General features: G+C 73.5%; 9 protein-coding genes, 1 tRNA gene and 1 riboswitch. Of the genes, 5 read left to right on the forward strand and 5 right to left on the reverse strand.

From position 1 onward, the window contains the following. Positions 1-302 precede the first annotated feature (302 nt). Positions 303-713 carry an SHOCT domain-containing protein gene (locus OCT49_RS18410; RefSeq protein ID WP_283852958.1) on the reverse strand — a complete coding sequence of 137 codons (411 nt, stop codon included), beginning with the start codon at positions 711-713 and terminating at the stop codon, positions 303-305. Positions 714-959: 246 nt separating this feature from the next. Between OCT49_RS18410 and OCT49_RS18415 the strand changes: the two genes are divergently transcribed. The 5 genes from OCT49_RS18415 (at position 960) to OCT49_RS18435 (ending at position 5,301) form a co-directional block, all read left to right on the forward strand. Next, positions 960-1,033 (forward strand) — tRNA-Met (locus OCT49_RS18415). Between the two features lie 174 nt (positions 1,034-1,207). Continuing rightward, entirely contained in the window at positions 1,208-2,371 is a 1,164-nt protein-coding gene (locus tag OCT49_RS18420) for a PP2C family protein-serine/threonine phosphatase (protein WP_283852959.1), read from the forward strand. 273 nt (positions 2,372-2,644) lie between these two features. Next, positions 2,645-2,797, forward strand: a riboswitch (cyclic di-AMP (ydaO/yuaA leader). Between the two features lie 11 nt (positions 2,798-2,808). Then, positions 2,809-4,056, forward strand: a complete 1,248-nt coding sequence (locus OCT49_RS18425; RefSeq protein ID WP_283852960.1) for a M23 family metallopeptidase — start codon at positions 2,809-2,811, stop codon at positions 4,054-4,056. An 80-nt stretch (positions 4,057-4,136) separates the two neighbouring features. Further along, entirely contained in the window at positions 4,137-4,349 is a 213-nt protein-coding gene (locus tag OCT49_RS18430; RefSeq protein ID WP_283852961.1) for a hypothetical protein, read from the forward strand. A 7-nt stretch (positions 4,350-4,356) separates the two neighbouring features. Further along, on the forward strand, positions 4,357-5,301 hold the full coding sequence (locus OCT49_RS18435; protein ID WP_283852962.1) for an aldo/keto reductase: 945 nt from the start codon (positions 4,357-4,359) through the stop codon (positions 5,299-5,301). A gap of 98 nt (positions 5,302-5,399) precedes the next feature. Here OCT49_RS18435 and OCT49_RS18440 read toward each other — a convergent pair whose 3' ends face one another. From OCT49_RS18440 to OCT49_RS18455, 4 genes are all read right to left on the reverse strand, one after another. Further along, the gene (locus OCT49_RS18440; RefSeq protein ID WP_502963481.1) at positions 5,400-6,779 is read right to left on the reverse strand and encodes a PrsW family intramembrane metalloprotease; all 1,380 of its coding nucleotides are present in this window, start codon (positions 6,777-6,779) and stop codon (positions 5,400-5,402) included. Positions 6,780-7,185: 406 nt separating this feature from the next. Beyond that, complete coding sequence (gene trmB, locus OCT49_RS18445; protein WP_283855842.1) at positions 7,186-8,109, reverse strand: tRNA (guanosine(46)-N7)-methyltransferase TrmB; 924 nt, start codon at positions 8,107-8,109, stop codon at positions 7,186-7,188. A 4-nt stretch (positions 8,110-8,113) separates the two neighbouring features. Further along, the gene (gene lhgD / locus OCT49_RS18450; protein WP_283852964.1) at positions 8,114-9,370 is read right to left on the reverse strand and encodes an L-2-hydroxyglutarate dehydrogenase; all 1,257 of its coding nucleotides are present in this window, start codon (positions 9,368-9,370) and stop codon (positions 8,114-8,116) included. 155 nt (positions 9,371-9,525) lie between these two features. Further along, positions 9,526-11,349, reverse strand: a complete 1,824-nt coding sequence (locus tag OCT49_RS18455; RefSeq protein WP_283852965.1) for an NsdA family TPR-like regulatory protein — start codon at positions 11,347-11,349, stop codon at positions 9,526-9,528. Between the last annotated feature and the right edge of the window lie 322 nt (positions 11,350-11,671).

Genomic DNA, 11,671 nt, shown 5'->3' on the forward strand with positions numbered 1-11,671 from the left:
ACCCGGCGGGGGAGGCCGGGGCCCCGGTGCCCGGGAGCCGCGGACGGGAAGGCCGCCGTGGGCTGATGTCTCCAGCCTCCGCCCGGCCCAGCGACCCTGCCAGCCCGCCGGGGCGGGCGGAGGGAGACATGCGCGCCCGGGGCGGCGGCGGGGGATGGGGGGCGGTGCGGGCCCGTCCCGGTCCGGACGAGGAGGTACGGGCGGTTCCGACCCGGACGAGGGGTGCGGGTGTCACGTCCTGGACGAGGAGGTACCGGCGTCCCGGTCCGGACGAGGAGGTACGGGTGGCCTGCCCCCCCGGCTCAGACGAGGAGCTTCGTCTTCGCGCGCTGGTACTCCTCCTCCGTGAGGGCGCCCCGGTCCCTGAGGTCGGCGAGCTTCGCCAGGTCGTCGACGTGGCCGCCGTGTTTCGGGCCGTCCCCGCCCGAGGTGCCCGCCACCTCCCGTACGTACGCCTTGAAGGCCGCGTCCCGGTCCTGGACCTCCTTGATGTCCCGCCGGCTCATGGACTTGCCGCGCACGATCACGTACACCAGCACCCCGATGTACGGCAGCAGGAGTGTCAGGACCAGCCAGCCCGCCTTGCCCCAGCCGCTGAGGTCGTGGCTGCGGAAGATGTCCGTGATGACCTTGAAGAGCAGGAACAGCCACATGACCCAGAGGAAGAACCAGAGCATGGTCCAGAAGAGGTCGAGCAACGAGTAGTCGTCCACGGTTCGCTCCCGATCAGTGCGATGGTGTCGCCTCGGTCGGCCGGTAGGTGAAATCAGTCATATCACTGCATATGGGTGTGTGCGCGCTGTCCCGCGGCGGGCCCGTACGGGAGCCGGGTCCTCGTTCGTCGGCGTGGGGCGTGGGGCGCGGGGTCGGTCCGTGTGCCGGATGTGGCCCGGGTGAAGCCCGGGGGGACCCGAGTGGTCATGAGCGTCCCGGGAATGGCGTAGAGTGGTGTTCACCGACGCGGGGTGGAGCAGCTCGGTAGCTCGCTGGGCTCATAACCCAGAGGTCGCAGGTTCAAATCCTGTCCCCGCTACTGAAGAGTCAGGCCCGGCACGCATGCAGCGTGCCGGGCCTGACTCGTTTCGTGCCCCGCCCGGGTCCCTCCGTTGGCCGACGAGCGGTCGCCGCGTCGTGCCGTTCCGGGGAGTCTGGGGGCGGGGCGCGGTTCCGTCCGCAGCCGCGGACGTACCGGGCAGGAGACCAACGGGTGGTGTGGAAGCGGGAACAGCGGCCCGGCGGGCACGCCGGGGGCGGCGTCGGCACCCGGCGGTTCGTGCGGGCACTGCCCGCCCTGATGATCTTCGGCGGGCTGGTGTTCGACGCCTTCACGCCGCCGGTCTTCACCGCCATCCCGCTGTTCGTCGCGGCGCCGCTGATCGCCGCCCCGTTCTTCTCGCTGTCCAGCACCGTCTGCACCGGTGTCGCCTCGACGCTGGCCGTCATCGCGCTGCGGCTGTCCAGCAGCACGCTGCCCGAAGTGGTGCCGCTGATCGAGCTGCTGACCCTGGCCACCGTCTCGGTCCTCGCGGTCGTGATCAACGCGGTGGTGCGGCGCGGCAACGAGCAGCTGGCCTCCGCACGGGTCATCGCGGAGACCGCCATGCGCGCGGTGCTGCCGAAGCCGTCCGAGCGGATCGGCGGACTGCACGTGGCGGCGCGGTACGTGGCGGCGCAGGCGGACGAGTTCGTCGGCGGCGACCTGTTCGCCGTGACGGACACCCCGTACGGGGTGCGGCTGGTGGTCGGGGACGTGCGGGGCAAGGGCCTCGAAGCCGTGGGGACGGTGGCGGTGGTCATCGGGGCGTTCCGCGAGGCGGCCGAGCAGGAGCGCTCACTGGCGGGCGTCGCGCGGCGGCTGGAGCGGGCGCTGGCGCGGGAGGAGGCGAGGCGGGGCGGGCTCGACGTGCTGGAGGGGTTCATCACCGCCGTGCTGGCCGAGATCCCGTCCGGGCTGTCCCGGGTGTGCGTCGTCAACCGCGGCCACCCCGAACCGATCCTGCTGCATCCCGACGGGGCGCTGGAGGTGCTGAGGCCCACCGAGCCCGCGCTGCCGCTCGGGATGGACCTGGGTGCGTGGCCGCAGCGGACGGACGAGTGGGACCTGCCGGCCGGGGCGACCCTGCTCCTGTACACGGACGGCCTCTCCGAGGCGCGGAACGCCGAAGGGGTCTTCTACGACCCGGCGGAACGGCTGCGCGGGCGGATCTTCCCGGGGCCCGAAGAACTGTTGTCCGCGCTGACCGACGACGTGCGTCTGCACACGGGCGGCGAGACGACCGACGACATGGCGCTGCTCGCGGTCATGTGTCCGGCGGAGAGGCAGCCGGACCGGCGCAGGACCGTGCGGATCGTCGGCCTGGAGGAGGCGTGAGGGGCGGGGCGCGGGGGACCGGTTCCGTTCCTTCCGCCCGCAGTGCCACCGTGCGTGATCGAAGGGCGTCGCTCCGCATAACGTTTGACGCAACGTCAGAATCAGGGTAATGACTGAGAGTCGGTCAACTCGTACATTTTCATTAGGTTATGTCCCGTAAAGTCCTGGCCAAAGACATGAACGATCAGTGGGAACGGCTTGGAAAGCGGCCCCGGTGTCTATTAACGTTCGATAACGCAGTGCGGTCGTCCCAGCCGTCGCCAGTGGCGGCACCGTGCGCGAGCGCCGAATTCCGCAAGGGAACCGGGGAACCACCTATATGGGGTGAATCGGACGCCTGTGTCTCGTGAGAGGCAGAGGGGCCCGTAGGAGACCTTCCTGCTCCGAACCCGTCAGCTAACCCGGTAGGCGAGAAGGAAGGAAAGGAGTGCGCCCCCGTGGCGTCCAACAAGCCTGCCCCCGAGGCCCCGTCCTGGTTCACCCCCGACTACGGCTTCGGCGCCGACTTCCCCGCGCAGCGCGGTCCCGACTCCGACGCCGGTTCCGATCCGGCGGCCACCGGGACGATGACGACGGTGTACGGCGGCGACTACGGCGCAGACCCCCACACCGGCCACGGCGGCGACCTCACCACCGAGTTCGGCGGTGACTTCAACGACGACTTCGGCGGCGGCTTCCGTACCGACGGCAACGGCGGTGAGCCCGCGCGCAGCCTGGAGGAGTGGAACCCCACCGAGGAGTCCGTCCGCCCCGTGCGCGGCCGGCACCGCGTCGCCAAGCAGCGCAGCGGACTCGCCCGCAGCTCCACGGTGTTGGGCGTCGGCGTCATCGCGGCGGTCGGCGCGGGTGGCATGGCCACCGCGCAGAGCAAGCCGGCGGTCTCCATCTCCGTCCCCGACTCCATCACGGAGAACCTTCCCGACGCCGCGTCACTTCCCGGCGTGGGCGCCCTGTTCTCCGACGACTCGGACAAGGACGCGTCCGAGGACGTCACCGCCTCCGCCCCGCTGACCTCCGCCGGCCTCACCGTCGCCGAGGCCGAGCAGGGCAGGACGGACGCGGGCGAGGCGCTCCGCGCCCGCATCCTCCAGCAGGCCGAGCAGCAGCAGGACGCGGCCGCCGCCGAGGCCAAGGCCGCCGAGGAGAAGAAGGCCGCGGAGAAGGCCGCCGCCGAGGCGAAGAAGCAGCAGGACGCGGCCGAGGCCAAGGCCGCCGCCGAGAAGAAGAAGGCGGAGGAGGAGGCCAAGAAGAAGGCGGAGGCCGCGCGGCTCGCCAAGCTCGCCGCCAGCTACGCCGTTCCGACCTTCTCGTACACGATCACCTCGACCTTCGGGCAGGCCGGTTCGATGTGGTCCTCCGGCCACCACACCGGCCTCGACTTCGCCGCCCCGACCGGCACCCCGGTCAAGGCCGTGCACAGCGGCACGATCAAGTCGGCCGGTCTGGCCGGTTCGTACGGCTACCGCACGGTGCTGGAGCTGGAGGACGGTACGGAGATCTGGTACTGCCACCAGTCCTCGATCGGCGTCGGCGTCGGCCAGAAGGTCACCACCGGCGAGACCATCGGCCGGGTCGGCGCGACCGGCAACGTGACCGGACCGCACCTCCACCTGGAGATCCACACCCCCGACGGCACGGGCGTCGACCCGATGGCCTGGCTCCGCGGCAAGGGCCTCAACATCTGAGGCCGCCCGAGCCGGTCCACCGGCCATGAACCCCGGCAGTCCTGACGCTCACCCCCCGACGTCAGGGCTGCCGGTTCGTCGTGAGCGGCCCGGGCCGGGGAACTTGGAACGGCGGCCCCGACCGGGACGGCGGCCCCGACTGGGACGGCAGTCCCGACTGGAACGGCGGCCCCGACTGGGACGGCAGTCCCGACTGGGACGGCAGTCCCGACTGGAACAACGGGTCTGACCGGAGCAACGGCCTCACCGGAACGGCGGCCCGCCGGAACAACGAGCCCGTCGAAATTCGTTGATCCACTCATGACTTCTCTTCGTAAGCTGGGCTCCTCCGACCTCCAGGTCTTCCCGCTCGCGCTCGGTGGCAACGTCTTCGGCTGGACCGCCGACGAGGCGCAGTCGTTCGCCGTGCTGGACGCCTACGTCGAGGCCGGGGGCAACTTCATCGACACCGCCGACGTGTACTCGGCCTGGGTGCCGGGCAACAAGGGCGGCGAGTCCGAGACCGTCATCGGCAAGTGGCTCGCCGCGCGCGGCAACCGTTCCGACATCGTCGTCGCCACGAAGGGCGGCGCCCACCCCGAGTACAAGGGGCTCTCCCCCGCCACCCTCAAGGCCGCCGCCGAGGAGTCGCTGCGCCGGCTCGGCACCGACCACATCGACCTCTACTACACGCACTTCGACGACGAGACCGTGCCGGTCGAGGAGATCATCACCGCCCTGGACCAGCTGGTGAAGGAGGGCAAGGTCCGGGAGATCGCCGCCTCCAACCTCAGTGCCGAGCGGCTCCGGGCGTCCCTGGACTTCTCGGAGCGCGAGGGGCTGGCGCGCTACGTCGCCCTCCAGCCGCACTACAACCTGGTCTCCCGCGACACCTACGAGGGCGAGCTCCAGGACACGGCCGCCCGCGCCGGGCTCGCCGCCGTGCCGTACTACGCCCTGGCCTCCGGCTTCCTCACCGGCAAGTACCGGCCGGGCGCCGTGGTGGACAGCGCGCGGGCCCAGAGCGCCGGTCAGTACCTGGAGTCGGAGCGGGGGCAGAAGGTCCTGGCCGCGCTGGACAAGGTCGCCCGGGAGCACGACGCGCAGATCGCGACCGTCGCGCTGGCCTGGCTCGCGTCCCGGCCGACCGTCGCCGCGCCGATCGCCTCGGCCCGCACGGTCGAGCAGCTGCCCGCCCTGGTGGCCGTCGCGGACCTCGCGCTGACCGAACAGGACCTGGCCGAACTCACCGAGGCGTCCGCCTGACGCGAAGTCCCGTCCCGCCCCGTCCACGGCCGCTCGCCCGCGCCGTCGGCGGGGCGGACGGTTCGTCACCCGGTGGGGCCGGACAGACCCCGGTGGTCCTACCGCGGGGGCAGGTAGGGGTGGTGTCCCGGCCCGGGGCCGTTGGGGTGACCGCCGTACGGGGCGTGCGCGGGGTACGGCCCGGCGTACGGGGGCGGCGCCGGGTGATGGGGGCGCAGCCGGCCCGTGGCCTGCGCCGCGTACGTGAGGGCGGGCACGGCCACCTCCCTGCGCTGCCAGAGGTGGTGCAGCAGCTCCAGCTCCCGCGCCGCGAAGTCCGGTTCGGCCGCCCCGCGCCGGGCCCGCAGCCGCAGCGACGCCAGCGACGTGGCGAACGACTCGTACTCGGCGACCGTGCGGGCGGCCGCCTTGCCGTGGGCCGTGGCCCGGGCCAGGTCCCCGCTCGTCGGGGCGGGGACGGCGACCGGCCCGTACCCCGGCCACCCCGCCCCGTACGGGACCGGCCCCCGTGCCGCGATGGCGTGCCGACGGCGGGCCTCGTCACGGGCCAGGCCGCGGGCCCGCATCGAGGAGAGGGCGAGCGGCTCCGCCGGGGTCAGCCAGCCGGCCGCCGCGTAGGCGGGCAGCTCGGCGCAGAGCGTGCGCAGTTCGCGGTGGCGCGACCAGATCGCCAGCCAGGTCACCAGCCCGAAGGCCGGGACCATGAACAGCCCGTACACGGCGTAGAAGCCGTACGGGCCGAAGGTCGCCGACCCGTTCCACAGCGCGTGCATGCCCATGGCGAGGACGAGGCCCAGCAGCGGCAGCACGACCCGGCGGACACGCCGGCGCCGGGCGATCGTCGCGGCGATCCCGAAGCCGATGCCGGTCAGCACCGTGAAGAGCGGGTGCGCGAACGGCGACATCACCACCCGTACGAAGAACGTCGCGGCCGTCACCGACACGGCACCGGCGGTGCCCGCCTGCTGGTCCTCGTCGAAGGCGTTGCCGAGGTAGAGGATGTTCTCGGTGAAGGCGAAGCCGCTCGCGGTGAACCCGGCGGTCACGACGCCGTCGACGATCCCGTTGAAGTCGCGTCTCCGGAACAGGAAGACCAGCAGTATCGCGGCGGCCTTGGCGCTCTCCTCGACGACCGGCGCTATGACCGTGGCACCGAGGGTGTCGGCGTCCGCCGGGTCGGCGGTGGCCGTGGCTATCCAGCGGGTCGCGAACGAGTTCGCGAGGATCGCGACCAGGGCGGCGGCGAACGCGCCCCAGGCGAAGGCGAACAGCAGATTCCGCCAGGGGGCCGGCTCGACCCGGTCCAGCCAGCGGAACGCCGTCATCAGCAGCGGCACGGGCAGTACGGCGAGTCCCAGCCCGACGAGGAACCCCTCGGTGCCCGTCTGGTCGCGGACCAGGGCCAGGATCGCCAGCCCGCAGAGCGCGAGCACCGTGCACACGGCCGTGACGCGGAACGCCCGGCTGCGCCACACCATGCCGACGCGGCGCGGCCGGTAGCGCCAGTGCCCCCGCCCGGGAACGGCAGCGAGGATCTCACCGACCCGCTTCTCCTCGAGGAGCGGTACGGCCGGCTGTGACTGCCGCTGCTGGACAGACCCGTCGAAGACCACCCGACGACCCTAACGAGCAGCACCGACACCTGGCCATGGGGCGAGGACGCGGGCCCGGCCCCCGCCGGCCCGCGGACGGGCCCCGGCAGCAGGCCCTGCGACGGTGCTCGGCGGCGGGCAGGGTTCGGCGAACGGAACCCTGCGGCGGTGCTCAGTGGCAGGGCCCGGCTGCGGCACTCGGCGAACGGGGCCCTGCGACGGTGCTCAGCAGGCAGGGCTCAGCAGGCGATGCTCAGCGGCGGGGGCGGCGTACGGAATCCCGCGGCGGTGTTCAGCGGCGGGTGAAGAGCAGGTCGTGCACGACGTGGCCCTTGTCCAGCCCCTGCCCCTCGAACCGGGTCAGCGGCCGGTACGCGGGCCGGGGCGCGTAGCCGCCGTCCGCCCGGGTGTTCTCGTACCGGGGGTGCGCGGTCAGCACGTCCAGCATCTGCTCGGCGTACGGCTCCCAGTCGGTTGCGCAGTGGATCACGGCCCCCGGCTTCAGCCGCTGCGCCGCCAGGTCCAGGAACTCGGGCTGGATCAGCCGCCGCTTGTGGTGGCGCTTCTTGGGCCACGGGTCGGGGAAGTACACCCGCAGCCCGTCCAGCGACTCCGGTTCGAGCATCTCGCGCAGCAGGATGATCGCGTCGCCGTTGGCCACCCGGATGTTGGACAGGCCGTTGCGGTCCGCGAGGCCGAGGAGGTTGCCCTGGCCCGGGGTGTGCACGTCGACGGCGAGAATGCCCGTGTCCGGGTCGTCGGCGGCCATCTGCGCGGTGGCCTCGCCCATTCCGAAGCCGATCTCCAGCACCACCGGGAGCCCGTCGAACAGCTCGGGCAGGTCCAGGACGCGCTGTCCGTCGATGTCCAGGCCCCACTTGGGCCAGAGCCTCAGCAGGGCGTCCTCCTGGCCGGGCGTGACCCGGCTGCGGCGGGGCTGGAAGCTGCGGATCCGGCGCTCGTGGTGCGAACCGGCCGGATCGACGGCGGGGCCGCCGGGGAAGCGCGGCTCCTGGCGCAGCCTGCGCTGCCGTTCGAGGGCGGCGGCACGCAGCTCGTCCGGGATCCCGGCGGCGGGGCCGGGCTCGGCGGAACCGGCCTCGGGCACGGCGGAACCGGCCCCGGGGCTCGCGGCACGGTTCGCGGAAGGGCTCGCAGGAAGGTCCGCGGCGGTGCTTCCGGCCGGGCTCCCGGAGAGGCTCTCGGAGGGGTTCATGGGCTCAGACACAATGCCCTGATTCTACGGCGGGCGGCCTCCATCCCGTTTCCCGTGCCCTCAGCAGCGCCCTGCGCGCCACCTCCCGCCCGATGGGCAGCGAGGCGGTCGCGGCGGGCGACGGGGCGTTCAGCACATGGACGGTGTGCGGGGCCTCGCGGATCAGGAAGTCGTCCACCAGGGTGCCGTCGCGCAGCACGGCCTGGGCCCTGACCCCGGCCGGGGAGGGGCGCAGGTCGTCCTCCGTCACCTCGGGCAGCAGCCGCCGCACGGCCTCGGTGAACGCGTGCCGCGACAGCGAACGCCGCACCTCGCCCGCCCCGTACCGCCAGTGTCTGCGGGCGATCTGCCAGGTGCCGGGCCAGGTCAGGGTGTCCGCCAGCTCGCGCGGGCGCACGACGGGCCAGCCGTACCCCTCGCGGGCCAGCGCCGGGACCGCGTTCGGCCCGACGTGGACGCCGCCGTCGTGGCCCCGGGTCAGGTGCACCCCGAGGAACGGGAACGCCGGGTCGGGCACCGGGTAGACCAGGCCGCGCACCAGCTCGGGCCGCGCCAGCTCGTAGTACTCCCCCCGGAAGGGCACGATCCGCACCCCGGGGTCGTCGCCCGCGAGCCGGGCCACCCGGTCGCAGTGCAGTCCCGCGCAGTTCACCAGCACCCGGGCCCGCACCACCACGCCGTCCGCCGTGCGCACCGCCGCACCCCAGGGGCGCCGGTCGATCGCGGTGACCTCCGCCCCGTACCGGATGACTCCGCCGGCCCCGCTCACCTCGGCGGCGAACCGGGCGGCGACCGCGCCGAAGTCGCACACCCCGGTCGTGCCGACCCGGATCGCGGCGAGGCCGCTCACATGGGGTTCGTGCTCGGCGATCTGGACGGGGCCCAGCTCGCGCACCGGCAGCCCGTGCTGCCTGCCGCGCTGGACCAGGGCGTGCAGCCGGGGCAGCTCGGACCGGTCGGTGGCGACGATGAGCTTGCCGGTCACCGCGTGCGCGATGCCGTGCTCGGCGCAGAAGTCGACCATCTCGGCGGCGCCCCGGACCGCGTAGCGGGCCTTGAGCGAGCCGGGGCGGTAGTAGATGCCGCTGTGGATCACCCCGCTGTTGCGTCCGGTCTGGTGACGGGCGGGGCCCCACTCCTTCTCCAGCACCGTCACCCGGGTGCCCGGAGCGGTGCGCGTGATCGCGTACGCCGTCGACAGGCCGACGATCCCGCCGCCGATCACCAGCACGTCGCAGTCGTACGCCGCGTGCGTCATCATCACGCCACCTCCCACCCCGATAGTGCACTGACCCACTGACAACGCGCTCAAACCCCATGGAGGCCGCCGCCGTACCGACTGGGTGTGGGAAGGGGCGGTACGCACGGGAGGGGCCCGCCCCCTTCCCGTGCGGTCCGTGCGGGTGCTCGTACGGGTTACGCGGGTGCCACCAGGAGCGGCCGGGCCCGCTCGCGCAGCTCGGCGACGCGCGGCTCGTGCCCGTACGGTTCGAGCCGGTGCAGCAGGTCCCGTACGTACTCCGTGGTCCGTGCCGAGGAGATCCGGCCCGCCACCTCCACCGCCCGGGTGCCCGCCGCGCAGGCCGCGTCCAGGTTCCCCGACTCCAGCTCGGCCACCGCCGATACCACGAGCCGCAGCCCGTGCGAGCGGACGAACTCCTCGGTGGGCCGGGACAGCGCCTGCTCGGTGAAGCGCCGCACCTGCCGGGGCGCCTTCAGGTCGAGGTGGCACTCCGCGGCGTCGGCCGCGAACCGGTCGTACGAGTAGAAGCCCAGCCAGGACGGATCGGCGTCGCCCTCCCGGGAGCGCTCCAGCCAGCTCTCGGCCGCCTTCAGAGCGGAGCCCGCGGCGGCCGCGTCGTTCGCCTTGGCGTGGGCGCGCGCCTCCACCAGGCGGAAGAAACTCATGGTGCGGGCCGTGGCGAGGCCCCGGTTGCGCTCGACGGCGGCCTGGGCGAGGTCGACCCCCTCGTCGGCGAAGCCGCGGTACGTCGCCTGCAACGACATCGACGCGAGGACGTAGCCGCCGAGGGGCACGTCGGCCGCGGCCCGGGCGAGCCGCAGGGCCTGGATGTAGTAGCGCTGCGCGGCCTCCTGCTGGCCGGTGTCGAAGGCCATCCACCCGGCGAGCCTGGTCAGTTCGGCCGCCGCGCCGAAGAGCGCGCGGCCCACCTCGTCGGTGTACGAACCGAGCAGCAGGGGCGCGGCGTCGACCCGTAAGCACTCGGGGACCATCGAGGAGCGCCAGTCGCCGCCGCCGTACTTGGAGTCCCAGCGGCGCGCGTCCTGGGCCGCCTCGCGCAGCTTGGCCACGTCGCTGTGGCCGACCCGCAGCGGGGAGATGTCGCTGGTGGCGCCGGTGACGATCCCGGCGGACCCCGGAGCGGCGGCGGGGGCGGTGCCGGGTACGGCCGGGGCGGTGGCGCCGGGTGCCGTGTCCGGGCGCGGCTGGACGGGGATGGCCGGGGCCTGCCGGGTCCCCAGTGCCCCGAGCGTGCCGAGCGCCGCCTGGGCCGCCTGGGCGTTCAGTGCCGCGTGCGCCCCGGGTCTCGGCTGCACGCCGGATGCGGGCGGCGTGCCGGGGGGCCGGGTGCCGGAGGGCGGCGTCCCGGCGTTCCGGGCGCCCGGGGGGCGGGGGCCGGCCGGCGCAGCGGTGTCCGGCGCCGGTTCGGTGTCCTTCGCCGTCTTCCCCCGCGGACCCTGCGCCCCTGCACCCGTACGTGCGCCCCGTGCGCCCTGGGCGGCCGTCGTGGCCGCCGCCGCGTCGCGTTCCACCGTCGCGTCGGCGGGACATATCAGCCAGCGGGACGCGGGCGTCGCGTACGCGCTCACCGAGAACGAGCCCGCGAGCGACTGCCAGATGCCGCCCCCGCCCGCCCGCCGTCCGGCCAGATCCAGCCGGTACAGCTCGGTGGCCGAACGGACCGCCTCGGCCACGTCGCGCGGGAAGGCCAGACCGACCTCGGGCGCCGGGTCGGCGTCCGCGAGCCCGATCTCGTGCAGCGGGACCGGCCGGCCGAGCTTGGCGCCGATCGCCGCCGCGATGAGATGGGGCGCGGCGCCCTGCGGCACCATGCCCTTGGAGACCCACCGGGCCACCGAGGTCTTGTCGTACCGAAGTGTCAGACCGCGCTGCGCCCCGAGGTCGTTGACCCGCCGGGCGAGCCCGGCGTTGCTGATTCCCGCGAGGGCGAGAACGGTTCCGAGCTTCTCGTTCGGTCCTCGTTGCTCCCTGGACATGCGCCACCCCTCGACACACAGACAGCCGCCGCGACACCGTTGCGGCGCGCGGCATTCGTACCGTGTCCTCCCCAGCGACGGCCCCCGGCACTCCAGTCGCACACGCATCTGGCCGAGCCCCGAGGAATATGCCTCCAGCAGAGAACCTTCAGTAAACCCAGCGTAGTTCGCCGCATCCCTACCGTTAAGGGCCGGACGTCCGTATGGCGGGATTGTTGTCCGTCGGGTCCGCAGGGGCCGGCGGCGCCGCTCCGGACGCTCCGGGCGACGGCCCGGGAAGGAGCGGAAGCGGGTCCGGGAGCGGTTCCGGGGGAGGGGGCGG

It is taken from the genome of Streptomyces sp. ML-6 (genome assembly GCF_030116705.1).
In the GTDB taxonomy this organism is placed as follows: domain Bacteria; phylum Actinomycetota; class Actinomycetes; order Streptomycetales; family Streptomycetaceae; genus Streptomyces.